This window comes from Actinomadura harenae (assembly GCF_003696215.1).
In the GTDB taxonomy this organism is placed as follows: domain Bacteria; phylum Actinomycetota; class Actinomycetes; order Streptosporangiales; family Streptosporangiaceae; genus Spirillospora; species Spirillospora harenae.
In genome coordinates this window covers 1-26,278 of sequence record NZ_RFFG01000017.1, presented here as the reverse complement: position 1 = coordinate 26,278, position 26,278 = coordinate 1, and the positions used below count along the sequence as shown (strand labels likewise).

Sequence of the window (26,278 nt, the reverse complement as noted above, 5' to 3'; positions counted from 1 at the left end):
GGGATCAGTGGGCCGGAGACAGGGCCGCCGAGCCGTCCGAAGCCGTGTCGGCGGCGAGTCGGCCGTCCAGGTGGGCTGCGAGGATCTCCACGCCGGGCGGGTCGAGCAGGTTCAGGTGGTGCACGCCGGGGATCACGACCTTCTCCAGGGCGGGACAGAGCGGGCCGAACCCGTTCGTCCCGTCCAGGACGTACCGGGCGTCCTTCACGGCCCAGGGGGTCTCCTCGGGCGCGTAGTAGAGGATGACACGGCCGTCGTAGGGCCGGGGCTCGTACGCCTCGAGGGACCGGGTGTCCTGGTGCGAGGTGAGCTGGTGGTGCAGCGCGGCCGGCGGGATCAGCTCGGCGAGCGGCGCCGCGCGCTCCATGACCAGCGCGAACTGCTGCTCCTCGGGCAGCCCGGACAGCTCCTCGTAGGTGAGCGCCACGTCCAGGTCGTAGGTCTCGTTGATGTAGTCGGTGAACGCGGCGAACCGGCGGGCGAGGGTGTCGGACTCGTCGTCCACGGGCAGCGGCAGGCCCGCGTCGAACAGCGCGACGAACTCGACCTCGCGTCCGGCCTCGCGGAGCCGCCGCGCGGTCTCGTACGCCAGGACGCCGCCGAACGACCATCCGGCCAGGCGGAACGCGCCCTCCGGCTGGACCTCGACGATCTGCTCGGCATAGCGTGCCGCGCGCTCCTCGACCGAGGGCGCGTCGTCGAACCGCTCGAGCCCGTACACCGGCTGGTCGTCGCCGAGCAGGTCGATGAGCTGCCGGTAGCAGGCGGTGGTGCCGCCCGCCGGGTGCGCGATGAAGAGCGGCCGCCGGTCCCCGGACGGCTTCAGCGGCCGGACGATCTGCCGCGCGGCCTCCTCGTCCGCGGCCCGGATGTACTCGGCGACGTTCTCGGCCGTCGGCGTCGCGAACAGCTCGCCGCGCGTGGCCTCCCCGCCCAGCTCCTTCAGCAGCAGGGCCACGACCTGGTCGGCCTGCTCGGCCGTGCCGCCGAGGTCGGCGTGGAAGTCGGCGACGACGGAGACGCGGTCGAGGCCGAGGACGTCCTCGAAGAACCGGACGGCCAGGCGCTCGGCGGCGTCGCGCGCCATCACGTACCCGAACTCCGCATTGGACACCGCGTTCGACACGGCGGTCGTCGTGGTGGGCGCCGAAGCGCCGGCGAGGCCGAGCTCCTCGGCGGCCCACTCCTCGAACACGTCCACCGAGGCGCCCTTGAGCAGCACCGACGCCGGGACGGTCAGCCCCAGGTCGTGCTCGACGCCGCTCTTGATCCGGACGGCGACCAGCGAGTCCAGCCCGAGGTCGGTGAGCGGCACGGACGGGTCGAGCCGGTCGGGCGCGAAGCCCAGCACGGACGCGATCCGCCACCTGACCTGCGCGGCGATCCGGGCGCGCGCCTCGTCCGGGGGCAGCGCCCGCACGGCCTCGATCCCCGGCCAGTCGCCCGCGTCGACGACCTGGCCCTCCGCGGCCTCGGTGAGCGCCGCGAAGTACGGCATCTTCGTGATCTCGGGGAACAGGCCCACGGCGGCGGACGGGTCGAACCGCAGCACGCCCGCGAGGGTCGCGTCGGCGGCGAGCAGCGCCTCCAGGGCCTCCGCGCCCTCGTCCGGCGTGATCGGCTCGATCACTGCGACCCGGAGGTCCGCGGCCCCGCCGACCTGGGACCACGTGCCCCAGCCGATCGACGTGGCGGGACGTCCGTGCGCGCGGCGGTGCGCGGCGAGCGCGTCCAGCGCGGCGTTCGCGGCGGCGTAGGCGGCCTGCCCCGGCGAGCCGAGCAGCGCGGCGGCCGACGAGTGCAGGACGAACCAGTCGAGTTCGGCGTCCCAGGTGGCCTCGGACAGCGCCCGCGCGCCGTCCACCTTCGCCCCCCACACGCGGTGCAGGTCGTCCGGGCCGAGGTCGGCGAGCATGCGGTCGTCGATCGCGCCCGCGCCGTGCACGATCCCTCGCAGCGTGGCCCCGCCCTCGCGCGCGGCCTCGACGAGCCGCTCGGCGACGCCGGGCTCGGCGATGTCGCCGAGGACGACGCCGACGTCCACGCCGTCCTCGCGCATCCGCGCGATCGCCTTCTCGGCGTCGGCGGACGGCCCGGACCGTCCGGAAAGCACGATCCGCGCGGCCCCGCGCTCGGCGAGCAGACGCGCCGTGACCAGCCCGATCCCGCCGTAACCGCCGGTGATGACATACGCGCCGCCCCGCCGGACGACCCGCCGCCGCTTCCGTGTCACCGCGCGCGCGTCCGCCCTGGCGGAGTCACCGGAACCGGCGTGGGAGTCGCCCGTCGCGCCCGTGTCGCCCGTGTCGCCCGCCGGGTGGGCGGGGAGCCGCGCGCGGTCGAGGCGGGCGGTGCGGCGGGTGCCGTCGCGGTAGGCGGTCTCGCGGGACGGGGTGTCCGCGAGGAGTTCGGTGACCAGGTCTTCCGCGCGGGCGGCGTCCACGACGGTGGCGCGCTGGACGGTCCGCTCGAACGCCAGGACGCGGGTGAGCGCGCGAACGTGCGCCTGCCGGAGCTTCCCGGCTTCACCGGGCAGGACGGGCAGCGCGTCGCGGGTGGCGACGTAGAGGCGCGGGCCGTCCTGCATCGCGACGGACGTGCGCGCGACGGCCAGCACGAGCTCCTCGTCGGCGAGGTCGCCCGCCAGCAGCACGACACCGTGCACGTCAGCGGACGGAACAGCGTCGAGAGGCTGACGTGTGACGGTCTGGCCCCGGCGGTTCAGCTCGTCGGCGACGTCCGTGGCGAAGGGGTCGGTGTCGTCGGCGAGCAGCGACCAGGACGCTTCGGACACGACCGCTTCGGGGGTTTCCGACGCGTCCCAGACGACCTCGGCCAGCTTGTCCGCGAGCGGGACGGGCAGGCCGGCGCGGTCGGCGCGGCGCAGCGTGATGCCCGTGGCCTCGACGAGCACCTGACCGTCCGGGCCGAGGATCCGCAGGTCGCCCTGGTCGCCGTCGACCGTGGCGCGGACGTGGCCGCCCCGGTGCGTCGGCCCGTGGACGCGCAGGCTGCCGATCGTCTCGACGAGCGCGTCCCCGCCCGCCTCGGCGTAGAGGACGGCGAGCGCGCGTTCGAAGACCTCCGGGTGCAGCCGGTAGTGGCGGCTTCCGCGCTGCGCGGCCGCGATCTCGGTGGCCGGGCCGTCCAGGGGGGACGCGGGCGCGTGGTGGTCCTCGCCGACGTCGGCGCTGGCCAGGCGGGTCCAGGTTCCGGCGGGGGTGAGGGCGTGGATCTCGACGCGCTGCTCGTCCTCGCCGAACGTGGTCGTGACGGTCGTGGACGCGTCGAGCGCGAGCGGCCGCTCTATCCACAGGCTGTTGACACGCACCGACTCGACGCCGAGCGCCTCGGCTCCGGCGGCGAGCGCCATCTCCGCGAACGCGGCGGGCGGCAGCAGGCTCAGTCCCTGCGTCGGCGTGATCCACGGCTGGGCGGCGGTGCCGACGTCGGCGCGCCAGGCGTGCCGGTCCTCGCCGGGGAGTTCGACGTGCGCGCCGAGCAGCGGGTGCTCGTCCCGCCCGGCGCCGCGTCCGCGGCGCGAGGTGTCGATCCAGTGACGTTCGTGCCGCCAGGACGCCGACGGCACGTCCGCGATCGCGCCGCCCCCGGGCGTCGTGATGGCGTGGCCGTGCGCGGCGAGTCCGGCGAGCCGCGCGTGGAAGGTCAGGGTGTCGTCGGTCTCCTGGCCCCTGGGGGCGCGCTTCAGCGTGTGCGTGACGAACGCGCCGACGCCGTCCAGGGTCTCGCCGACGGCGTGGGAGAGGATCGGGTGGGCGTTGACCTCGATGAACGTCCGGTGGCCGTCGTCGGCGGCCGCCGCGATGGCGTCGGTGAGACGCACCGGGTTGCGCAGGTTGTGCGCCCAGTACTCGGCGTCCATCGGGACGTCGGCGCGCGGGTCGTCGAGCGCGGTCGTGTAGAGGCGGACGCCGTCCGCGAGCGGGGTCCCGGGCTTCGCGCCGATCTCGGCGAGCGCGTCGCGCAGGTCGGGCAGGAGCGGGTCGACCTGCGGGGAGTGGCCCGCGCCCTCGGCCTTGATCGTCCGGGCGAGGCGGCCCTCGGCCTCGGCGCGCCTCACGACCTCGGCGACCTGCGCGGCGTCGCCCGTGACGACGGTCTGCTTCGGCGAGGAGTGGACGGCCGCGTACACCTCGTCCAGGCCGTCCGCGAGGCGGGCGACGTCGGCGGCGGACGCGCCGAGCACGGCCATCGCGCCCCCGCCGATCAGCCGGTCCAGCAGGCGCGAGCGGCGGCAGATGACCCTGACGCCGTCCGCGAGGGACAGCTTTCCGGCGACGACGGCCGCCGCGACCTCGCCCATCGAGTGCCCGACGACCGCGCCGGGCGTGACGCCGTACGCCGCCCACATGCGCGCGAGGCCGATCTGGATCGCGAACAGCAGCGGCATCGTGGCGGCCGGGCCGCCCTCGACCGGCTCGCCCTCCTCCAGGACGGCCCACAGCTCGGGCCCGCCCTCCTCGGCGAACAACGCGTCCAGGTCGTCGATGGCCTCGGCGAACGCGGGCTCCTCCTCCAGGAGCCGCTGCGCCATGCCGGCCCGTTGCGCGCCGTACCCGGAGAACACCCAGACCGGACGTCCCGGAACGCCGACGGCCGTGCCGCTGACCAGCCCCGGGTGTGGACGGCCGTCGACCAGCGCCCGCAGGCCGTCGACCAGCCCGGCGCGGTCGCGGGCGGCGACGGCGGCGCGGGCCCGTCCGCGTCCGTCGCGGCGGCGCAGCGTCCGCGCGAGATCGGCGTCCGCGACGCGACGTCCGCCCAGGTCCGCGTCGTGGGCGTCCTGGGCGTCCTGGCCGTCGAGCCAGGTGAGCAGCTCGGCCGCGTACGCGCGGACCCGCTCATCGGACGTGTCGGACAGCGGATAGATGCGAACCGGAACGTCCTCGCGCGCGACCTCGGCGGCCGGGGCCTCCTCCAGGAGGACGTGCGCGTTCGTCCCGCCGAAGCCGAAGCCCGAGACGCCCGCCCGGCGCGCGTGACCGCGCCGCGGCCACGGCGTCTCCTCCGCGACGACCGCGAGCCGCAGGTCGTCGAACGGGATGTGCGGGTTCGGCTCCTTGTAGTGCGCGGACGGCGGGATCACCCCGTGGTGCAGCGCGAGGACGGCCTTGACCAGCCCCGCGACGCCCGCCGCCGCCTCCATGTGCCCGAGGTTCGACTTCACCGAGCCGATCAGCAGCGGCCGGTCGGCGTCGCGTCCCACGCCCAGCACCTCGCCGAGCGCGCGCGCCTCGATCGGGTCGCCGAGGAACGTGCCCGTCCCGTGCGCCTCGACGTAGTCGACCTCGCGGGTGTCGATCCCGGCGGTCGCGTACACGTCGCGCAGCAGCGCCTTCTGCGCCTCGGAGTTCGGCGCGACCAGGCCGTTCGAGCGCCCGTCGGAGTTCACGCCGGTGCCGCGGACCACCGCGAGCACCCGGTCGCCGTCGCGCTCGGCGTCCGCGAGCCGCTTCAGGACGACCGCGCCGCACCCCTCGGCGCGGACCATGCCGTCCGCGCTCGCGTCGAACGCCTTGCAGTGCCCGTCGGACGCCGTCCCGCCCGCCAGGTCGAAGGTCATCGTCACGGTCGGCGACAGCAGCACGTTCACGCCGGACGCGAGCGCCACGTCCGCCTCGCCACTGCGCAGCGCCTGGACGGCCAGATGCGTGCTGACCAGCGACGACGAGCACGCGGTGTCCACGATCATGGACGGCCCGCGCAGGTCCAGCAGGTAGGAGAGGCGCCCGGCGATCACGCTCAGCGCCGCGCCGGTCGCGGTGAACGGCTCCAGCGCCGCCAGGTCGGACGCGGTGAACGCGGCGTACTCGGGCGCGGAGACGCCGACGAACACGCCGGTCCGGGTGCCGCGCAGCGCGGCGGGCGCGAGGCCCGCGTGCTCGAACGCCTCCCACGCCACCTCGAGGACGAGCCGCTGCTGCGGGTCCATGACGGCGGCCTCGCGCGGCGTGATCCCGAAGAACTCCGCGTCGAACCCGGCGATGTCGGAGAGGAAGCCGCCGAGCCGGGTCGTCCGGGCGAGCAGGTCGCCGACCTCGGGCGATCCGTCGTCGAACGGGTCCCAGCGGCCGCCCGGGACCTCGCTGACGCCGTCCCCGCGGTCGAGGAGGAACCGCCAGAAGTCGTCCGCGCCGGTCAGGTCGCGCTCGCCGCCGCCGGGCATCCGCAGCCCGACGCCGACCACCGCGATCGGCTCGTCCTCACGGACCCGGGCGACCGGCGCGGGCGTCGCGGCGGGGACCACGAGGTCGGCGCCGTTCGCGAGCGCGGCGGACAGCCGGTTGATCGTGGGGTGCTCCCACACCAGGGTCGCGGGAAGCGCACGCCCGAGAAGCTGCTCCAGCTCCCCCGCGACCGCGACGGCGTCGCGGGAGGCGAGTCCGAACTCCTCCAGCGGACGGTCCGGATCCACCTCGGAGGGTTCGACGCGGGACCGGCGCGCGATCTGCTCGACCAGGTACCGGCGGATCGCGTCCTCGCCGATCCCCTCACGGGAGTGCATCTGCGGGGTTCCCCCAATAACGCGGGATCGTTCGTGCGGCACGGAGGAGGTCCACGATGTCCTATTTCGACCGTCTCACGATGCGCACACAGGCCACTTTTCTCAGGGGCCACTTGTCACGCCGATGACAAGACCCTCCGGCGGGCGATCCCGGGGGCCCCTGGCAAGCGAAGTGCCCTGATGGGATAGTTGGGCAGCACTACCACTCACGCTCAACAGGGGGAAGCGGCGAGCCACGTGACCCGAGGACGATACCGGTGGGCACTGCTCGTCGTCGCGGTGAGCGCCTTCATGACCACCATGGACAACACGGTGGTCATCCAGGCGATCCCCACGATCCGCCGCGACCTCGGGATGTCCGGCTCGGCCGGCGAGTGGGTCACGACCGGCTACATGCTGATGTTCTCGTGCCTGATGGTCGCCGGCGGCCGGATCACCGACATCTACGGCTGCCGCGTCGGCTTCACCACGGGCATGACGATCTTCACCGCCGCGTCCGCCGTCTGCGGGCTCGCGCCGGACGCCGGGACCCTCATCCTCGCCCGCGTCGTCCAGGGCGCGGGCGCCGCGCTCGCGCTCCCCGCGACGCTCGTCATGGTCACCGTCGGGCGCACCGACAAGCAGCGGTCGCTCGGCACGATCGTCTGGGTCTCCGCGGGCGGCGCCGCGACCGCCCTCGGCGGGCCGATCGGCGCGTCCATCGTCACCTACTGGCCCTGGGGCTGGATCTTCCTCGTCAACATCGTGCCCGGCGTGCTGGTGATCGCGCTCGGCGCCGTGGTGCTGACGTCCAAGGCCGAGAACGCCGACGCCCGGGTCGACATGCCGGGCGTCCTGATCTCCGCGACGATGCTGTTCGCGCTGGTCTACGGACTGGAGGCCGTCCAGCGGGACGGGTGGACGGCGCGTCCGGTGCTCGGCGTGTTCGCGCTCGCGCTCGTCGCGTTCACCTGCTTCGTCGCGGTCGAGCGGTGGTCCCGCGACCCGATGATCCACCTCGGCTTCTTCCGGAACCGGGTGTTCGTCGGCGGCCTGGTGTCCCAGATGCTCCAGGGCATGGGGTTCACGGCCATGCTGTTCTACTCGGCCACCTTCATGCAGGACTACCTGGGCTTCACCGCGCTCGAGTCGTCCCTGGTGCTGCTGCCCGCCGCGTTCGTGATCATGGCGCTGACCCCGGTCGCGTTCTGGCTCGCCGGACGGATCGGGCCGCGTGTCGCGGTCGGCTCCGGCATGGGCCTGATGGCGCTCGGCATGGCCTGGTTCTCGCTCGTCCGGCGCGGCGACGGCTACACCGACCTGCTGCCCGGCGTCCTGACCGTCGGCGCCGGATCCGCGCTGGTCATGCCGCTCGCGATGTACGTCCTCAAGGCCATCCCGGAGGAGCGGACGGGGGTCGCCAGCGGCATCCTCAACGTGATCCGGGAGGCGTCCGGCGCGTTCGGCATCGCGGTCGTCGGCGTCCTCGTGCAGGACCTGCCCGGGCAGGCGTCGGCGGCGGCGACGGAGCGGTTCCGGCACAGCATCGCGTCCGGGCTGCTGCTCGGCGCGGCGCTCGTCGCGGTCGGCGGGCTCATCAGCGCCACGACCCTGCCGCGCCGACACCGACTGAAGGACGGCGCCGCCGCGGAACAGGCGTCGGACGACGTGCTGGTCGCGGCGGGTTCCGGCGGACGGCGCGGACGCTCCGGGCTGCACTCCTACCTGGACGAGAACCTCCGCCGCGGCCTCCCCCCGCCACCGGACGGCTGGTACCGCCCGTACGATCCCGAGGACAGCGAGACGACCGGGCCGCTCCGCATCCCCCGCGGCGACGCCTGGGAGACCGAGCACCGGTAGATCAGGGACCGGGAGACCGAGGAGACGTCCATGAGCCGGACCGTCGTGATCTTCGCGGCCGGGTCGCGCGGCGACATCCAGCCGTGCGTCGCCCTCGGCCGCGCCCTCGCCGCGCGCGGCGACCGCGTCCGCCTCGTCGCGAGCGCCCGCTACGCGCCGCTCGCGCACGCCTCCGGGCTCGACCTCGCGCCGCTGACCGTCGACCCCGCCGAGATCCTCGCGTCCGACGAGGGCCAGGAACTCCTCGCGGGCGGCCGGAACCCGGTGCGCTTCCTGACCGGGTTCCGGCGCATCCTCGGCCCGGCCGCGCGCCGCCTGCTGGACGAGTGCCTCGCCGGGTCCAAGGACGCCGACCTGCTGCTCGGCCCCACCCTCGGCCTGCTCCCCCGGCACCTCGGCGAGCACCTGGACGTCCCGTGGGCGCTGATCCACTTCCAGCCGAGCCGTCCGACCGCCGCGTTCCCCCACCCGTTCGTCCCGCGCCCGCTCGGCGGGCCGCTCAACCGCGCGAGCTTCGCCGCCGTCGACCAGATCGCCTGGCAGCTCTCCCGCCCGTTCCTCAACCCGTGGCGGCGGGACGCGCTGGGCCTCCCGCCGCTCCCCCTTCGCGGCGCGCCCCGTGACGAGCCGCTCGTCCTCGCCTGCTTCAGCGAGCACGTCGTCCCGCGTCCGGCGGACTGGCCCGCCCACGTCCATCTCACGGGATATTGGACGCTGGACGAACCGGACTTCACCCCGCCGGACGACCTCGCCGCCTTCCTCGCCGACGGCCCGCCGCCCGTCTACGTCGGATTCGGCAGCATGGTCCCGAAGGACCCGCGGATGACCGACCTGACCGTCCGGACGGCGCTGCGGCTCGCCGGACGGCGCGGCATCGTCCAGGGCGACCCCGCGACCTCGGACGATGACGTCCTGGCCGTCCGGGACGTCCCGCACACGTGGCTCTTCCCGCGCATGGCCGCCGTCGTCCACCACGGCGGCGCGGGGACGACCGCCGCCGGGTTGCGCGCGGGCGTCCCGTCCGTGGTCACGCCGTTCTTCGGCGACCAGCCCTACTGGGCCGAACGCGTCGCGGCGCTCGGCGCGGGCCCCGCCCCCGTCCCGTTCCGGACGATGACCGCCCCGGCCCTCGCGAAGGCGATCCGCCGGGCGACGTCCTCCGAGACGATCAGGACCCGCGCCGCCGACCTGGGCGCCCGCCTCCGCGCCGAGGACGGCGTCACCCGCGCTGTGAAGCTCCTCGACCGCCTGTGACCACCGCTGCGCGCGACGCCAGGCGGACCCGGTGAGCAGCCGGAGCCCGTTGAGGCCGACGATCACCGTCGAGCCCTCGTGCCCGGCGACACCGAGGGGCAGCGGCAGGTAACCGACCAGGTCCCAGACGACAAGGCCGGTGATGAACACGGCCGCGAACAGGGGTCCCCACGTCCACGCCGGGGCTCCCGCCAGGTACAGCGGCAGCGCCACCGCTCACCCCGGCGAGCGCGACGCACGTGGCCAACACCCTCCAGGCCCTCGCCACGCCGTCCCGGCTGCTGATCCTGGCCCGCCTGCGCGAGGGGCCCCTCCCGGCGACCGAACTGGCCACCGAGGTCGGCATGGAGCAGTCCGCCTGCTCCCACCGGCTACGCCTGCTCCGCAACCTCGGCCTGGTCACCGGCACCCGCCAGGGCCGCCACATCGTCTACGCCCTGTACGACGACCACGTGTCCGCCCTGCTCGACCAGGCGCTCTACCACGTGGAACACCTGCGCTTGGGCCTCACCGACCCGCAGGACTAGACGAACCGTCCGAGAACGCCGGACTCGACCACGATGATTCCGCCGATCACGACGAACACGGTCGGCACGAACCAGTGCCCATGCCGCTCGACGAGCTCGATGACCTTCTTGTGCGACCCGAGCACGGACCCCGCCAGGCACCACAGCGCGACCCCGACCAGGAACACGCAGACCATCACCACCGTGGACGCCGTCCCGACCGTCCGGAACACCGGCGTGTAGACGGAGATGTTGTCGGCCCCGTTGGCGATCGTCACCCCCGCCACCGCAGGCAGAGTCGCCGCAACGGCGGGCACCCCGCCCTCCCCGTCCCCTTTCGCCCGGACGGCCGAGACCAGCCCCTTCACGCCCAGCCCAAGAGGCACAAGCCCAAGAAGCCCCACCCAGTCGTCCGGCACGATCGTCAGCCCGAGCGCCGCGACCACCGACACCAGAACCAGAAGGGCGAACCCGGCGTACTGCCCACCCCAGATCCGCCAGACCCGAGGACTACCGGTCGCCCGCGACGACAGGAACAACACCGTCAGAACGATGATGTCGTCGATGTTCGTCCCCGCGAACATCCCAGCCGCCGAAGCCACGGCCCCCGCAATCCCACCCACACCGCGCGAACCTACAGGACCCCACCTCGCCCATCCCCCGGGACCAGCAGAACCTCCCTGATCTGGCGGCGCTGCCTGAACTCACTCCGGTGACAGGTGCCCGTCCCAGGCGTCGAGGACGGCGGCCAACATGCCTCGATGGGTTGCGATCCAGTCGGACGGCAGGTCGATGGGCACCCGCACGGTCGTCATCGAGACGAGAACGTCCTCAACGACGACCTCGGGGCAGTCACGCTCGCCGTTCAAGTGGATGTGGACGGCCGGCCCGCGCTGGACGTGCAGCCAGGCGATGTCCTCACCGGCCCCCAGGCGGTCCAGTGCCTCGCCCCACTCGGTGAGCCGAGATCGCCACAACGAGAGGGCAACGCGGCCTGCCACGAACGGCGTGTCGACGACGATCTCCGCGGAGAGCCCACCGGCCACACCCTGCAAGGGGCCGAGCACGGTGATGCGCACGCTGTTGCCTTCGTCATCGCGCAGCAGGGCCAGATCCAACCGCTCAGCCGTCACCATGCCGCCTCCCTCGACGTTGAGGCGATCTTGACTCACCTCCGCCTCGGTTGGCCAACGGCTTCCGGCCGGAGTACGCCATCTCGTCAGGAGTTCTAAGAGACCAGCGCGACGGCGAGTCCGGGTGGGGTTTCCAGGGTCTTGTGGCGGTCGATGTCCACCCAGACGGTGTGACCGAGGGCAGGGCTGCCGTGAATGCCCAAGGCAAGCGCGAGCTGCGACACCACGTACAGGCCGCGTCCGCTCTCCCGGTTCCCGTCGACCTGGAGCACGGCGGGGATGCCGCCGCCACCCATGTCGGTGATCCCGACGTAGACAGGGTCACCGTAGGCGAACTCGACACCGAACCAGCCGTCCGACTTGGACGAGCGTGTGTGCCGAAGGGTGTTACCGGCCAGCTCCGCGACGACGAACTCGACCACGTCGGCGCACTGCTCTCCGGCGAACATCGCCCGGGCGAAACGACGGGCGATCGGCACCTGCTCCGGATCGCCGGAGAACGTGCGCCGCCAGCGCATCTGGCCGGGCCCGTGCAGCCATTCGACCGCCGTGCTGTACCTCCACGTCGTCGTGACCATCTCTCCTGATCCTCCTTGTCCAGCGCCTGGTGCCCATGGCCGGCCGACAGGCGCGTCAGCATCGCGATGTGATCCGTTGCCCGACGATCAGGGCGGTGAGCGTGCGGAGGACAGGACCTCGATGCTCACGTGGCGCCCCTCGGCGGGTTGGCGCGGATGTGGTCGGCGAAGCGGGCGGGCGTCGCCATGCGGAGCGCGATGGTCGCGGCGACCGCGTCGGCCTCGTCTGCGGCGCCCAGATCAGCGCCGACGGAATCGACCATCCGTCCTTCGATGAGGCGGATCGTGTCGCCGATGCTGGGCACACCCCTGATCCGGACGAGGAGGGACTCGCCCGGGGCACCGTCGGCGTCGGGGATGAACTTGGTGCTGAGCCCGCGAGCAGCAAGTGCGTCGGCGAGCCCTTCAAGCGGATCACTCATCGGAACTCCGATGGCTTGGCGAGGCACGCGCCCCAGAATCCGGCTGACGGAACTACCGGCATCCCAGCGCGCGCCCGTGATCAGGAATCGGGCGGGTCATCGCGCACAGGACGTCGCGATGATCTTGTTGAGCTCGCGGCGGATGGCGCTCACGAGCTGGGCCGCGGTGTCCGCCTGGACGGTGCGGAGCACTCCGGCGTCGACCTCGGCGGAAGTGAGCTTCTGATCCCGGGTCGCGTAGAGGCGACCCGTGTCGTCCCAGCCCGGATACCAGCCGGTGAGCTGCCGGACGATCTGCTTGAGGAGGTGGTTCTCAAGTCGGAGTCGTTCCAGGTGTTCGCCGCCGGGCGCCCCTTCGGGCACTGCACCATCCGCCATCTCGACCTCACTCACTGTCACGGCCTTGGAGCGGCTCGCGACAACTCGCTGGACCGGGTACGGGTCCATGGTGCACTAGACGATGCAAACTCGCCATAGGCTAATTGACATCGTCCAGAAAGTGCCGAGATGTCTGCGTCGCCGACGCGCATGATGGGGGCTGGCTACGATCACTTCACCCACCGTGAGCAAGGAGGCCGCCATGACGACCCGGCAGAGCCCGACCCTTCGTCGTCGCAGGCTCTCCGCCCTGCTCAAGACCTACCGCGGGGACGCCTTCACAACTGTCGAGGTCGACAGGCGCCTCGGCTGGACCGTCGGCAAGGTCGCCAAAATGGAGCGCGGGGTCTGGTCGCGTCCGAACCTGCGCGACATGGAGGACCTGCTGAACCTGTACGCCGTCGACGATCAACGCCAACGGCAGGAGGTACTCACGCTCGCCCGGCAGGGCCGCGAACGCGGCTGGTGGCACCCCTACCGCGAAATGATCAGCGAGTCCTACACGACCTACATCGGGCTCGAGGCCGAAGCGGCGTCCGTCTTGCAGTTCGAGGCGCTCATGGTGCCGGGCCTGCTCCAAACACAGGAGTACGCGTATGCGCTGCTGCGACGTGGGCCGTCCGAGCTCGATGACGAGAGCGTCAAAAACCGCGTCGAGATCCGCATGGAACGGCAGAAGGCACTGAAGGCGAGTGACCCGCTCCGCCTATGGGCGATCGTCGATGAGGCCGTCCTCTGGCGCCCTGTGGGCGATGCGACTGTGATGGCCGCCCAGCTGCGCCACATGATCAGGCTGAGCGAGCTACCCAAGGTGACCATTCAGGTCGCACCGTTCGCGGCTGGCGCACACGCAGGCATGGGTGGGCCCTTCACCATGCTGGAGTTCCCTGAGCCGCAGGACCCCGATGCCGTCTACACCGAGACCATCACCGGGGAACTGCTGGAGGAAGACGATGTGGACGTCGCCAAGGTCAAGGTCGCGTTCCAGCGGCTGACCGGCGATGCCCTCAGCGCGCAGGCTAGCCTGGATCTCATCGACGCCAGGGCGCGCGTCTTTGAGGCTCAGGCGTCGTGACCTAACCGCCACACGAGAGACGTACCAATGCCGCAGAGCTCATTCCCCCATGCCAACTGGCGCACCAGCAGCTACACCGGCGAGCAGGGAGCATGCGTCGAACTGGCCAGCCTCGCCTCGACAGTCGCCGTCCGCGACACCAAGAACCGTCCCGGCCCGATGATCCAGGTGGAGCGGGCCGCCTTCGCCGCCTTCGTTCGTGAGGCGAAGACCGGCAAGTACGACCTCTGATCGATCACGGAAGAAGCCTTCGGACTCCGGATGCTTCCCAGTGAGCCCGCCAGACAGCCTGGCGATGGTCGCAGCCAATACGACGCACTCTTGAACTGACCGACTGGAGAGTTCCGATGCACCACATTGAGCTTGCTCAGTGGCGTAAGTCCAGCTACAGCAACCAAGAGGGCACCTGCGTGGAACTGGCTTCGATCGACGGGGCTGTGGGAGTCCGTGACTCCAAGAACCCGCAGAACGGCCACTTCGAGATCACTCGCAGCGAGCTCACTGCGCTGACCTCGGTGATCCGCGAAGGATTGCTTGACCTGTAGACGCCACCCCCTGCGAGCCCCCGTCCTCGGTCGGGGGCTCTGCTGTCCTCGAGGAGACCCCCTGGGGTCCGCAGGGAAGCTTGGCTCGGGTGTTCGTGGCGCACGAGCTGACGAGCTCAGTTGGTGCTCGTGTGTTTGGGCGGCGCGCTGCGTGTGGGTCGGCTAGGGCCGGGTGCGTTGAGGGGCCGGCGAAGGTGGTTGAGGTGGGACGACGCTGCAAGGGACCAGCCTGTGTCGTCAGGCTGGTCCCTTGCGCGTCTTAGATGCCTACCGGGTCAGTGGCGGGACTTGAGGTTGTAGGTGTGCTTCTTGGCGACGTGGGCGGCGGGCTTGGTGGCGTGCTTCTTGGCCTGGAGCGCCGAACGGAGCTTCGCGACCGTGGGGTTGGACGGGTTGGCCTTCAGGCCGTCCGGCACGTTCGAGGCGTTGGCGCCGATGCCGAAGGTCAGGATGCCGGTGAGGTTCATGCTGTTGTTCGCCGCCGGTGAGGGCAGGCCCATCATCTGGTTGATGACGCCGTCCAGGAGGCCGAACGGGCCACAGCCGGACGCCTTGGGAATGGCGATCGGCGCGTTGATCTCCATCTGGCCGCCCGACCAGCCGAGCTGCGGGTCGTTCAGGAAGCTACCGCCGGTGAAGGTCGGCGAGAGGCTGGCCTGCACCGGGCCGATCACGCAGTTCGAGCCGAGCAGGGTGTTGTTGAGGTGGATGTTGAGGCTGGCCTGCGCGCCGAACCCGCCGGGAACCTGAAGGACGTGCACCGGCCCGGCGAGGGTCTGGCTGACGGTGAGCTTGTTGACGTCCCACATCGCCGCCGGGGTCTTGCCGAGGATCGGGCCGATCAGCGGCAGTTGCCCGATCAGGCCGCCCGGGACCTCCACCGGGGTCCCCTCGAACTGCTTGCCGGAGACCGGCGGGTTCAGCACCGGGTTGCCCGTCGAATCGGGGTTGCCGATGTATCCCGTGATCCGGATCGCCGCGGGCGGCAGGTCCAGCGCGAAGGATCCGATCTTGGTGTTGCCGCCCGTCGTGACCTGCGAGATGCAGAGGCTGTTGCTCGGGCAGCGGTTCTGGGTCGCCGACACCATGGTCGGGAACCCCGGGCCGTACCCGGGCGTCGCCGAGTGCGCGAAGCCGGACGGCGGGTCGGCCGGGTCCACATAGCCGACACGGCCGCGGCCGGGCGCGGAATACCAGATCTTGCCGTCCGCGCCGACCGTCACCCGGAACGGCCCCGAGAGGGTGGCCGGCAGCGGGTACTCGCTGATCTGACCGGTGGACGGGTCGAGCTTGCCGAGGTTGGACGAGGACGACTCGGTGAACCAGACCGCGCCGTCCTGACTCACCGTCAGGCCGGTCGGACGCGCACCGCTGGTCGGCACGGCGAACTCGCTGATCTGCCCGGACGCCGGATCCACCGAGCCGATCTTGCCGTTGCCCGGCTCGGTGAACCAGACCTTGCCGCCGCCCGAGGTGATCTCGCCGACCGCGGGGGCGCCTCCCATCGCGCCGGGCGCGGCGTACGTGGTGACCGCGCCGGTCGCCGGGTCGAGCCGTCCGATCTGGCCGTCCAGCGAGGTGAACCACACGGCCTGGTCGGGGCCGACGGTGACCGAGTACGGGCTGAGGCCGGTCGCGAAGGTCGTGAGGACACCGGCCGAACCAGAGGCGGTGATCTTCACGATCGACCCGTTGTAACCGGTCGTGAACCACATCGCGCCGTTCGCGCCCGCCGCGATTCCGCTGATCTGGGCGCCCGGGAGCGCGTCCGCGGACGGCTCGAACGTCGCCACCGCGCCGCTCGCCGGGTCGACCCGCCCGACCCGCGGCACCATGCCGGAGACGTCGGTGAACCACACCGCGCCGTCGGAGGCGGTGGCGATCGCGTCCGGGAACCCGGTGCCCTTGGCGGAGTTCCTCGGGATCGGGTACTCGGTGATCTTTCCGTCCGTGGTGACCCGGCCGATGCCGCCCTGGGACTCGGTGAACCAGGCACCGCCGCCGCTCGCCGCCGCGACGCCCGTCGGCGTCACGTCCGGGATGGAGAGCCCGAACTCGGTCGCGTCCGCCGCGTGGGCGGCGGACGGCAGGGCCACGGGGGCCGTGCCGAGGACGGCCGTGAGTGCCACGGCCGCGGCGCGATTGCGTCGACGGCGCATGCCATCGCCTCCTTCTATCAAGATCCGGGGCACCCAATAGAAACCTGGGAGTGTCTCAGGTCAAGACCTTCGCCGCACAGCGACCTCAACCGGCCAAATCCGCACCGCCCTGTCAACCACACCCGCTCCGCCACGTCGGCCCCACACGAAGACGGACGCGGCAGGCGTACGGCCCCTGCCAGAGCACGGTCAGGTGATGTCGACCACGGTGCTGGGCGAGAGAGAGGCTGAGAAGCCGAGCGTCAGGACCCCACCCGGGATCCCGCACGAAGGAGAGGCGGCGGCCTGGATCGGCGCGTTGAACACCCTGAACCAGGCACCGCCGGCAGTGAGGGTGATCACCGTCGGTCTCGCGCTTATCGTGCAACCCGGGAGGCCGGAGAGGGTGAGGGTCAGCCCGCCGCCGGGGACACCGATCTTCATCGCGGGCGGCGGCCCGGACGCTCCGGTCCAGGTCCACGTCCCGGCGGAGGCGGCGACCCAGAACCTCGCATAGTTGTCGCCGCAGTTGGTGAAGCTCGGGTTCCCCGGCGTGCCGGGGCTCACGTTCACTGGGCCATAGCCCGAGGCCGGGGTGGTGAACTTGAGCGACATCGACGAGCAGACGATCGTGTACGGCGCCGAGGCATTGATGGTGAAACGGACGTCGGATCCGGTGGCGGTGATCGGCCAGGCGGGTGGGGTGACTCCGGCGGCGTGGGCCGGGGTGGCGGTGAGGGCGACCAGGGCGGTCGAGGCGATGGCGGCGGTCGCGGCGGTGCGGGCGATCCGCGAAGGCATGGCGCGTCCTCTCTCAGGACGGATGGGTGAAGGCGTCCCCCGACGGCGGGGTGAGGGCGTCCGCCGGAGGGCAGGACGGGCCGCCCGGGGTTGCCGGGCGGCCCGCTCAGGCATCGGTCAGGAGGACGACGGTCAGGAGATCGTGACCGCCGGGCTCGTGGTGAAGGTGCCGGTCACCGAACCGGTCGGGCTGAGGGAACCGCAGCCGACCCCGGAGAACGGCACCGAGGCGCTGAGGGCCATCGAGGCGGTCGGCGGGTTGGTGTACGGGCCGCTGATCGGCGCGGGCGCGGACGGCGCGGCGGTGACCGTGCAGCCGGGCAGCGTCGAGGTGGTGAAGGTCGCCCCTCCGGTGGGGATGGTGACGGTGACGGTGGGCGAGGACCCGCCGGTGGCCGACAGCGTCCACACGCCGTGCGGCGTGATGGTCGCGGTCCCGCCGAAGTTGTCCTTGCAGTTGACGAAGCTCGGGTTGCTCGGCGTGCCGGGGTTCAGGTTCACCGGGCCGTAGCCCGACGCCGGGGTGTCGAACGCGACGGTCGCCGTCTGGCAGGTGACCGAGAAGTTGAACAGCCCGCCCAGGGATCCGGCGAACTTGACGTTGCTGCTGGTGGCGACGATGTGGGTGCTGGCCGGGGAGATGCCGCCGGCGGCCGACGCCGGGGCGGCGGCGAGGGCGAACAGACCCGTGGTGGTGGCTGCGGCGGCCAGGGCCGTGCTGATGATCCGCGAAGGCATGTGCTGCGTCCTCTCTCGGGACGGGTGGGGTGGATGCACCGGCCGGATGCGGGAGTTCTGAGTGCCACTAGAAACCAAGTGGTGTTTCATGTCAACCTGAGTCAGGGAGGCGTCCGGATCCGGACGCCGGGGAGCGGCGGTCCGAAGCGGAGCCCTCGATGACGACACCCGATCACGAACACGACCTACTCCTCGGCGCGTTCGCGCGCACCGTGGCCGAACGCGGCTATCCCCGGACCCGCCCGCGCGACGTGGCGGACGCCGCCGGACTCAGCGAGGCGGCCTTCCACGCCCGGTTCACCGACCTGGACGACTGCTTCGTCGCGCTCTACCGGCACTGCACCGGCCTGTTGCGGTCACGGGCGGACGCCGCGTTCCGCGCGGCCGGATCCGACTGGCGCGCGGGACTGTCGGCGGCACTCGGCACCGTGCTGGCGATGATCGCCGCGTCCCCGGAGCACGCGCGGGCCTGCCTGCTGGACGTCAGTTCCGCCGGTCCGCGCGTCCGCCTCGAACGGCTGCGGTTCCTCGGCGGCCTGCGCGGCCTGCTCCGCGGACCGAGCCCCGGCCCTGTCCCGGATTCCAGTCCCGGCCCGGGCCGAGACCGCGGGCCTGCCTCCGGCCCCGACCCCGCTCCCGAACCCGACCCCGGAGCGCTGCCGGACGTCGTGCGGGACGCGATCATCGGGGGCCTCTACGGAACGGTCTATGCGCGCGTCGCCGCAGGCCGGACGCGGGAGCTCCCCGATCTCGCGCCCGCGCTCGCCGCGTTCACGCTCGGCTACTTCGCGGCCTCCGACGCCGCCGTCTCCAGGTAGCGGGCGGCGGCGCGGCGTCCGATCAGCGGCATCAGCGAGAAGTAGGTGAGCTGGGGAAGCAACTCGGGAAGGTCCGTCGTCTCGCCGTTCTCGATCTGGACGTAGATGGCGCTGTAGACACCGCCGACGACGGCGTCCGCGACGATGGTCGGCACGGCCACCTCGCCGGGCCCGGCGAAGAACGCGCGGAAGCGTTCCATGCACTCGATCCGCGCGCGCCGGACGCGCGGGCCTCCCGCGTTCACCTCGACCATCGCCATCCGCGCGAACGGCGGGGCGTCGGCCAGCATGCACAGGACGGTGCGGAGCGCGGCGCGGATGCTGTCCGGCCAGGTGCGTTCCGCGCCGAACGCGGCGGACATGCACTCCAGGACGATCGCCGTGCCGCGCTCGTAGGCGGCGAGGAAGCAGTCGTCCAGCTCGGCGAAGTGCGTGTAGAACGTCTTCTTGGTGACGCCCGCGGCGTCGGTGATCCGGCCGATCGTCGCCCCGGCGTAACCGCGCTCGGCGACGACCTGGACGAACGCGTCGATCAGCCGGTCGCGCTGGATGGCGGCCACGGTCTCGGGCGGCAGGCCGTGCCGTCCGGGCTTGATGGCCCGGCCGGGCTCCAGCGCCGACCGGGTGCCGGGAAGTGGGATGTCCGGGAGCCCCAACATGGCGTCCGCGCGCTCCTCCGCTCACGAGCCGTCCCGTCCACCCTACTTGCCGAACGTCGAGGCACGCGCCCCCGAGACGGCCGGGCGGACCGGGCGCCCAGGTCAGCGGACGGGCTTGGCCCCGATGGCCTTCATGATCTGCGGCCATGCGGTGTGCATCTCGCGCTTCCAGTACGGCCACGAGTGACGTCCGGGACCGTACATGTGCGCCGTGATCGGGATGTGCAGCTGCCGCGCCCGCTTCGCGAAGTCCTGGACGGTCGGGTTGACGGCCTTCTCGCTGAGGTAGCCGATGTCCCAGGGTGCGGTGCCGGGCTTGTCGAAGGGGCCGGGCGTGCCGTTGCCCGCCGACACGTAGAACCGCGTCCCGCGGACCTTGGACAGCAGCTTCACCGGGTCGTGCGCGTCCCAGTTCGCCTGGTCAACGCGCGGGATGCCCCAGATCGCGTTCGGGTCGACGCCGGGTTTGGTGTTGGTGTACATGAGCAGCGCCGGGATTCCGGGCAGGCTCATCGACAGGACGCCGCTGAAGCACGCCGCGAACCGGAACTCGCCGGGATACCGTCCGGCGTAGGTGCACGCGCCCTCCGCCCCGGACGAGATGCCCATGACCGCGCGCGACGCGCCCGCGTGGTAGTTCCGCTCGACGAGCTGCCGGACCTCCTTCATATGGAAGTCCTCCCAGCGCGGAGTGCCGCCCTTCCCGTAGTTGAACCAGTTCGTGTAGGAACCGTTCGCGCCCTCCGGCATCACCACCATGACGCCCCACTTGGACGCGACGCTCTGGATGTCGGAGCTGCGCGTCCACGAGACGTAGGAGTCGTTGCCGCCGTGGTAGGCGTACACGACCGGCCACGCCTTCGGGGACGAGAACCTGTAGCCCTTCGGCAGCAGCACGCGGACCTTGCGCTGCGCGCCGAGCGCGGGCGATTCGACCGTGATGTCGAACGCCGTCTTCGTTTTGTTCAGCCACTTGTACGCGGCGATGGACGCGCCGTCGTCGGCCTTCGCGAGGGTCGCGGCGTCCGCCGTCCCGGTCGTCGCCGTGAGGGGAAGCAGGGCACCGGCGATGACGGCGGCCGTGGCCACCGTCGGCATCGTGCGGGAGACGGGGCGACGCGGCCTACGGGTCATCGTTCTCCTTGACGGTGTTCCAGCTCCAGCCTGAACCATCGTGGTTGGGAACTATCTCACGCCGGGAGTCACCCGGAAGGGCCGTTCCCGGTTCCGGCCGTCCGCCCGCCCAGGGCCGCCACGGACCGTCCGCCGACATGTCCGGCACCGCCTCTGACGTGCCCGAACGCGACTCCCCGTTCGCCGTCGCCGGGGTGCTCTTCCAGTCGACCGCGATCACGCCCGGCGCGGCCTCCGCGGGCCCGCGCGGCGCGGGAGCGGCCGCCGCCGGGGCGGGCGTACCGGGCAGGGGCTCGTCCCGCTCCCGCAGGTCGAGGGCCGCGTGCAGGCCCGCGAGGAAGCCCGGGAGCCACCAGTTCGCGCGTCCCATGAACCGCATGGTCGCCGGGACGAGCAGGGACCGCACGAGCAGCGCGTCCACCGTGACGGCGACGAACATGCCGACGCCGATCAGCTTCACCACGGTGATCCCGGCCATCGAGAACCCGGCGATGACGACGAGGAACAGCAGCGCGGCGCTCGTGATGATCGAGCCGGTCTTCTGCATGCCGCGCGCGACGGCCATGCGGTTGTCGTGGCTGTGGTCCCACTCCTCGCGGATCCGGGACAGCAGGAAGACCTCGTAGTCCATGGACAGGCCGAACACGACCGACAGGATGAGGATCATCGAGGTCGCCTCGACGCTTCCGGTCGGCGTGAAGTCCAGGACGCCCGCGAGGTGCCCGTACTGGAAGCCCCACACGATCGCGCCGAACGACGCCCCGATGGACAGCACGTTCATGACGATCGCCTTGAGCGGCAGCACCACCGACCCGAAGAACATGAACAGCAGGACGAACGTCGCGACGCCGACGAACAGCGCCATCTTCGGCAGCGTCCGGATGAGGCTCGACATCAGGTCCATCTGGCCCGCGGTGGCGCCGCCGACGTCGATGTGCATCGGGACGCCGTCCTTGGAGAGGGACAGGTGCCGGATGTCCTTCACCAGCCGCTGGGCGTGCTCGTCCATGGGCGCGTACTTGTGCGTGACCGAGATCCGGACGCCGGGATAGTCGCCCGCGTAACCGGTGAACTTGGCGTCCGTCACGCCGGGCATCGCGGCGAGCCGCCTGCGGAAGTCCTCCAGGAAGGGCGGGATGTTGTCGCCCTTCCTCGACGGCGTCCAGTGCCTCGGCACCAGGTCCCCGGACAGGACGACGTCGATCGGCTCGGCCGTCTGGTTCGGGAACTGGCTCTGGACGGTCTGGAACACCCCGCGCGACGGGCTGTCCTTCGGCAGGACGCGCGCGTCGATCGACCCGAACTGGACGTGCAGGAACGGCCCGAACATCACGCCGAGAACCACCAGGACGGCCGCGAAGTACGGCAGCGGACGCCGCATGACGCTGGTGCCGAGCCGGAACCAGAAACCGGAGTCCGGGTCGCGGTGCGCGTCCGGGCGCCGCCACGGCATCCGCCCGAACTCGACCTTCGGGCCGAGCAGCGCGAGCATCGTCGGCAGCAGGACGGTCGCGCCGAACACCGCGACCAGCACGGTCGCGATCCCGGCCAGGCCGATCGTCCGCAGGAACATCTGCGGGAACAGGAGCAGGCCGGCGAGGGCGGCGGACACGGTCACGCCGGACACCATGATCGTCCGACCGGCGGTGGCGAGCGTCCGGCCGAGCGCGGTCCGCACGACCGGCTTGAGCGCGCTCTTGTACTCCCGGCGGACGGTCCGCCGCTCGTCCCGCGGCAGCGCCCGGTGCGCCTTCTTCGCCGCCTGCCGGTCGGCCCGCGTCGCCCCCTGTTTCCAGGGTTTCCCAGGCGGCAGCCCGGCGGCGCGCTGGCCGTGCTCCAGCTCCTCGCGGAACCGGCTCACCACGAACAGCGAGTAGTCGATGGCGAGGCCGACGCCCATCATCGTGACGACCTCGAGCGCCATCGACGTGACGTCCGCGACGTAGGTCACCAGGTGCAGGACGGCGAGCCCGCCGAGGACCGAGAACAGCGCGACGACCATCGGCAGCAGCGACGCCGTCACCGCGCCGAACAGCATCACCAGCAGCACGAACAGCGGGATCGCCGTGATCGTCTCGGCGTGCACGATGTCCGCGACGACCTGCGTGCCGAACTCGGTGCCGAGCGGGAACCCGCCGCCGAGCCGGGTGTCGAGCCCGGGCGCCTTGAGATGGTCCTTGACCGCGAGGTAGTTCTCCCCGCGCACGGTGTCGTTCGCCCCGGCGATCTTCAGGGTGACGATCGTCTGGTGCCGGTCGCGCGAGGCGAGGTTGTCGGCGTCCGACTTCTTGTCGAACGACCAGTACGTGATGATCTGGCTGACGTACGCCTTCGGCAGCCGCGCGACCGTGGAGACGACCGCCGCCTGGTAGCGCGGGTCGTCCACCGTCATCGTGTCGCTCTTGTAGAGCACGAGCACGTCGGGGTTGGTGCTCCCGAAATAGGTCGAGCCGAGCTTGGCGACGGTGGTCGAGGACGCCTTGGGATCCTCGAACCCGCCCTGCTTGAACTTCGCCAGCACGCCCGCGCCCCAGAGCGCCGCGAACCCCGTGATCAGCAGGATCAGGACGAGGCTGGTCCAGCGCTGCCGTTGGATGAGACGGCCCAGCCCCCCGAGCATGGTCCTCCAGAAGTCGTTCGAGCGTCCCCGGTGCCGGGGAGCCTAACCGGGCTATCCGCGTGCGGCCGCCCGCGTCGCGAGCCTCGCCTCGGTGGTGGCGAGCTCCCCGGCGAGGTACCGCCGCCGGGTGGCGGCTCGGGCGATCTTGCCGGACGAGGTGCGCGACACGCCACCCGGCTCGATCAGGACGAACGCGTGGACGCTCATCTCGTGCTCCACGTTGACCGCGCCGCGCACGGCGTTCTCCACCTCGGCGAGGTCGAGCCGGGCCAGCGGCACCCGCCGGTTCCGCTCGGCGACGACGACCAGCAGCTCGGTCTCCCCGCCCGGCACGGCGAACGCCGCGACGTGGTCGGCGCGGACCGCCGGGTGCGCCTCCTCCGTCGTCAGCTCGACGTCCTGCGGGTAGTGGTTGCGGCCGTCGACGATGATGAGGTCCTTGATGCGGCCGGTGACGTACAGCTCGCCCTCGCGCGCGATGCCGTAGTCGCCCGTCTTCGTCCACGGGCCCTCGGGCAGGTCGCCGGGCTCGGCGAGGCGTCCGCCGAAGGTGTCCTGGCTGCGCTCGGAGTTGCGCCAGTAGCCGGGCGCGGTGTTCGGGCCGTGCACCCAGATCTCGCCGACGACGCCGTCCGGCCGCTCGCGGCGGGTCTCCGGGTCGACGATCGCGACGATCTGCCCGACGGGACGTCCGCAGGAGACGAGCGGGTTGGCGTTCACGGCGTCCTCGGCCACCACGACGGCCCGGCCCTGCGTGAGCGCCTCCCGGTCGACGGTGATCACCTTGGGCGGGGCGTCCTCGGCGGCCGCCGACACGAACACCGTCGCCTCGGCCAGCCCGTAGCCGGGGGCCTGCGCGCCCGCCCGCAGCCCGGCGGGCGCGAGCTTCTCCGCGAACGCCGACAGCGTCGCCGGACGGATCGGCTCCGCGCCGTTCAGGCAGGTCACAAGGCCGGACAGGTCCAGGCCGTCCAGCTTCTGCGGGGTCGCGTGCGCGACGACGTACTCGTAGGCGAAGTTCGGCGCGGCCGTGTAGACGTTCTTGTTCGGCCGCTCGGCGATCAGCCGCATCCACCGCATCGGGTTCATGATGAACGCCATCGGCTCGGTGTAGATCACGTGGTCGCCGTTCACCAGCGGCATCGCCATCGTCGCGATCAGGCCCATGTCGTGGAACAGCGGCAGCCAGCTGACCAGCTCGGGGTCCGGCCGCTCGGGCGCCCAGCCCGCCCACATCTGGCTGGCGTTCGCGGTGATGTTCCCGTGCGTGATCTCCACCCCGGCCGGACGGCGCGTCGAGCCGGACGTGTACTGGAGGTAGGCGAGGTCGTCGAAGCCGACCGGCTCGTCCGTCCACGCGTCCGCGAGGGACACGTCGACGTCCTCGGCGATCACGATCTCCTTCGGGCGCGGCACGTCGTGGTCCGCGAGGAACTTCTCGACCTGCGGGAGCGCGCCGCGCGAGGTGACGACCACGGCGGGCTCGGAGTCGGTGTACGCGCCGATGAGCCGGTCCGCGTAGCCGGGCAGGTCGGGCGAGAACAGCGGGACGGCGACGACGTGCGCCAGCATCGCGCCGAGCATCGTCATCAGGTAGTCGGGCGTCTGCGGCAGCAGCAGCGCCACCCGGTCGCCGGGATCGGCGGCCCGCCGCAGCCGGGTCGCCATCGCCCGCGCCCGCCGGTCGCTCTCCGCCCAGGTCAGCGTGGTCCGGATGCCGGACGGGTCGGACGAGTACTCCACGAACGTCCAGGACGGGTCGTCCGGCCGCTCCCGCGCCCACCGCGCCACCCGCTGGACCAGCGGGATCCGGCCGGAACCGCCGGGCGCGAAGTCGGGAAGCAGCGAGCCCAGTGCCATGGATCCAACTCCCGGGGGGATGGGCCGGACGGCGGCCGATGGGCCGGGACGCCGTCGGCGGACGTGCGTGCCGCCCGGCGGTTCGCCGGTCTCCCGGCGGGTGCGTTGCGGTGGCGGCATGAGAGCGTGCAGCGTGAAAGCTACCGGATGGTAGCCGGGGCGGGCATTAGCCTCGACGCACATTACCCCGGGCCGCCTTTGTCACTCCGGTGACAAGCCCTCTTGGCGGAAAAGCGAGCGATGTCGATATCGCGCGCGGACGGACCGGCCGTCCGCCGCGACGCCGTCTCCGCAGGTCAAGACCTGCGGAGACGAGGAAGCGACCACCAGCGGGCACCGCTGCCCGCGCTACCGCCCGCACCCGCCGCCGCGGTCGCGGTCGCGCCTGCGGTCGCGGTCGCGTCCGAGGAGGCCCCGGTCCGGCTCAGCGTCAGCCTCCGCCGCAGCAGCGACAGGCACGCCACGCCCCACAGCAGCACCACCTCGGCGACCAGGACGATCCCGAGCACGATGGCCCAGTCCTTGGCGTCCTTGATGTCGCTGATCGGCGACACGAGCGTCATCTGCGACTCCCCGGACGGCCCGGGAAGCGGATCGTTCTGCCCCGGTGCCCCGGGCCTGATCGTCGGCAGCACCGCGGTCGGCGACGTCGGAGCGCCGGCCCCGATCGTCGGCATGTCCATCGGCCCCTGCTGGGGCGGCGGCGTCGGCACCGGGATCCCGGACGGCGCCAACGACTGCGCGCCCGGACGCGACACGGGCGAGTGCGGCACAGGCGGCACCCCCGGGACGAGAGGCTGCGGGACCAGCGGCGTCACGTTCTCATGCGGCACCGGAATCCGCGGCACCGGCGCCGGAGGCACGGCGGGCCCCGGCTGGACGTGCGGCACGCGAGGCGGCCGCGGAGCGACGGCGCGCGGCACGGGCACATGCGGAACCCGGGGAACCACGGCATGCGGCCTGTGCATCCCCGCCGCCGCTCGATGCCGCCCATGCCCACGATGCCGATGCGGAGCCGACCCCCGAGGCCCCACCACCCGCGGCGGAGCAACCTGCGGCCCAGCGGCCTGCGGAGCAGGAACCCGCGGCACCACAGCCTTAGGCGGAACGACCTTGGGCGGCGCGGCGGCCTTCGGCGGCGCTGCGGCCTTCGGTGGCGCTGCGGCTTGCGGAGAAGCGGCCGCCTTGGGCGGCGTCGGCGTCGCGGCCTTGGGCGGGGTGGCGGGCGCGGGCGCGGGCGCGGAGGCGGGCGGG

21 protein-coding genes are annotated in these 26,278 nt (G+C 72.2%); 7 read left to right on the top strand and 14 right to left on the bottom strand.

Annotation, left to right across the window (positions count from 1 at the left end):
- Positions 1–4 precede the first annotated feature (4 nt).
- Entirely contained in the window at positions 5–6,526 is a 6,522-nt protein-coding gene (locus tag EBO15_RS11995; protein ID WP_122194425.1) for a type I polyketide synthase, read from the bottom strand.
- A 291-nt stretch (positions 6,527–6,817) separates the two neighbouring features.
- Here EBO15_RS11995 and EBO15_RS11990 point away from each other — a divergent pair, with 291 nt between their 5' ends.
- From EBO15_RS11990 to EBO15_RS11975, 3 genes are all read left to right on the top strand, one after another.
- Positions 6,818–8,365, top strand: a complete 1,548-nt coding sequence (locus tag EBO15_RS11990; RefSeq protein WP_407643370.1) for an MFS transporter — start codon at positions 6,818–6,820, stop codon at positions 8,363–8,365.
- A 30-nt stretch (positions 8,366–8,395) separates the two neighbouring features.
- Positions 8,396–9,619, top strand: a complete 1,224-nt coding sequence (locus EBO15_RS11985) for a glycosyltransferase (RefSeq protein ID WP_122194423.1) — start codon at positions 8,396–8,398, stop codon at positions 9,617–9,619.
- A 239-nt stretch (positions 9,620–9,858) separates the two neighbouring features.
- The gene (locus EBO15_RS11975; RefSeq protein ID WP_199744487.1) at positions 9,859–10,146 is read left to right on the top strand and encodes an ArsR/SmtB family transcription factor; all 288 of its coding nucleotides are present in this window, start codon (positions 9,859–9,861) and stop codon (positions 10,144–10,146) included.
- Here EBO15_RS11975 and EBO15_RS11970 read toward each other — a convergent pair.
- The 5 genes from EBO15_RS11970 to EBO15_RS11950 form a co-directional block, all read right to left on the bottom strand.
- Positions 10,143–10,727, bottom strand: coding sequence for a cadmium resistance transporter (locus tag EBO15_RS11970; RefSeq protein WP_233616131.1), 585 nt, complete (start codon positions 10,725–10,727; stop codon positions 10,143–10,145). The two genes, EBO15_RS11975 and EBO15_RS11970, sit on opposite strands and share 4 nt — an antisense overlap.
- A gap of 102 nt (positions 10,728–10,829) precedes the next feature.
- The gene (locus EBO15_RS11965; protein ID WP_122194422.1) at positions 10,830–11,261 is read right to left on the bottom strand and encodes a DUF5959 family protein; all 432 of its coding nucleotides are present in this window, start codon (positions 11,259–11,261) and stop codon (positions 10,830–10,832) included.
- 92 nt (positions 11,262–11,353) lie between these two features.
- Positions 11,354–11,836, bottom strand: a complete 483-nt coding sequence (locus EBO15_RS11960) for an ATP-binding protein (protein WP_122194421.1) — start codon at positions 11,834–11,836, stop codon at positions 11,354–11,356.
- Positions 11,837–11,961: 125 nt separating this feature from the next.
- Positions 11,962–12,258, bottom strand: coding sequence for a hypothetical protein (locus tag EBO15_RS11955; protein WP_122194420.1), 297 nt, complete (start codon positions 12,256–12,258; stop codon positions 11,962–11,964).
- Positions 12,259–12,354: 96 nt separating this feature from the next.
- A complete protein-coding gene (locus EBO15_RS11950; RefSeq protein WP_147481466.1) occupies positions 12,355–12,636 on the bottom strand; it encodes a hypothetical protein in 282 nt (93 codons plus the stop codon).
- Positions 12,637–12,838: 202 nt separating this feature from the next.
- Between EBO15_RS11950 and EBO15_RS11945 the strand changes: the two genes are divergently transcribed.
- The 3 genes from EBO15_RS11945 (at position 12,839) to EBO15_RS11935 (ending at position 14,256) form a co-directional block, all read left to right on the top strand.
- Positions 12,839–13,711: a helix-turn-helix domain-containing protein gene (locus EBO15_RS11945; RefSeq protein ID WP_122194418.1), complete on the top strand. Its 873-nt coding sequence runs from the start codon at positions 12,839–12,841 to the stop codon at positions 13,709–13,711.
- A 27-nt stretch (positions 13,712–13,738) separates the two neighbouring features.
- Positions 13,739–13,942: a DUF397 domain-containing protein gene (locus EBO15_RS11940; protein ID WP_122194417.1), complete on the top strand. Its 204-nt coding sequence runs from the start codon at positions 13,739–13,741 to the stop codon at positions 13,940–13,942.
- A 116-nt stretch (positions 13,943–14,058) separates the two neighbouring features.
- Positions 14,059–14,256 carry a DUF397 domain-containing protein gene (locus tag EBO15_RS11935; protein ID WP_122194416.1) on the top strand — a complete coding sequence of 66 codons (198 nt, stop codon included), beginning with the start codon at positions 14,059–14,061 and terminating at the stop codon, positions 14,254–14,256.
- Positions 14,257–14,531: 275 nt separating this feature from the next.
- Here EBO15_RS11935 and EBO15_RS11930 read toward each other — a convergent pair whose 3' ends face one another.
- The 3 genes from EBO15_RS11930 to EBO15_RS11920 all read right to left on the bottom strand — a co-directional run bounded on the left by EBO15_RS11930 (position 14,532) and on the right by EBO15_RS11920 (position 17,933).
- The gene (locus EBO15_RS11930) at positions 14,532–16,415 is read right to left on the bottom strand and encodes a Vgb family protein (RefSeq protein WP_122194415.1); all 1,884 of its coding nucleotides are present in this window, start codon (positions 16,413–16,415) and stop codon (positions 14,532–14,534) included.
- 189 nt (positions 16,416–16,604) lie between these two features.
- Positions 16,605–17,195: a hypothetical protein gene (locus EBO15_RS11925; RefSeq protein WP_147481465.1), complete on the bottom strand. Its 591-nt coding sequence runs from the start codon at positions 17,193–17,195 to the stop codon at positions 16,605–16,607.
- A 132-nt stretch (positions 17,196–17,327) separates the two neighbouring features.
- Positions 17,328–17,933: a hypothetical protein gene (locus EBO15_RS11920; protein WP_122194413.1), complete on the bottom strand. Its 606-nt coding sequence runs from the start codon at positions 17,931–17,933 to the stop codon at positions 17,328–17,330.
- Between the two features lie 158 nt (positions 17,934–18,091).
- Here EBO15_RS11920 and EBO15_RS11915 point away from each other — a divergent pair, with 158 nt between their 5' ends.
- Positions 18,092–18,751 carry a TetR/AcrR family transcriptional regulator gene (locus tag EBO15_RS11915; RefSeq protein ID WP_122194412.1) on the top strand — a complete coding sequence of 220 codons (660 nt, stop codon included), beginning with the start codon at positions 18,092–18,094 and terminating at the stop codon, positions 18,749–18,751.
- Here EBO15_RS11915 and EBO15_RS11910 read toward each other — a convergent pair.
- The 5 genes from EBO15_RS11910 to EBO15_RS11890 form a co-directional block, all read right to left on the bottom strand.
- The gene (locus EBO15_RS11910; protein ID WP_122194411.1) at positions 18,715–19,410 is read right to left on the bottom strand and encodes a TetR/AcrR family transcriptional regulator; all 696 of its coding nucleotides are present in this window, start codon (positions 19,408–19,410) and stop codon (positions 18,715–18,717) included. The two genes, EBO15_RS11915 and EBO15_RS11910, sit on opposite strands and share 37 nt — an antisense overlap.
- A 102-nt stretch (positions 19,411–19,512) precedes the next feature.
- Positions 19,513–20,544, bottom strand: a complete 1,032-nt coding sequence (locus tag EBO15_RS11905) for an alpha/beta hydrolase (protein WP_158628199.1) — start codon at positions 20,542–20,544, stop codon at positions 19,513–19,515.
- Positions 20,534–23,164 carry an MMPL family transporter gene (locus EBO15_RS11900; RefSeq protein WP_122194409.1) on the bottom strand — a complete coding sequence of 877 codons (2,631 nt, stop codon included), beginning with the start codon at positions 23,162–23,164 and terminating at the stop codon, positions 20,534–20,536. Before EBO15_RS11900 ends, EBO15_RS11905 begins: the two co-directional genes overlap by 11 nt.
- A 51-nt stretch (positions 23,165–23,215) precedes the next feature.
- Positions 23,216–25,024, bottom strand: a complete 1,809-nt coding sequence (locus EBO15_RS11895) for a fatty acyl-AMP ligase (RefSeq protein ID WP_122194408.1) — start codon at positions 25,022–25,024, stop codon at positions 23,216–23,218.
- Between the two features lie 296 nt (positions 25,025–25,320).
- Entirely contained in the window at positions 25,321–25,857 is a 537-nt protein-coding gene (locus EBO15_RS11890) for a hypothetical protein (RefSeq protein ID WP_147481464.1), read from the bottom strand.
- Positions 25,858–26,278 lie beyond the last annotated feature (421 nt).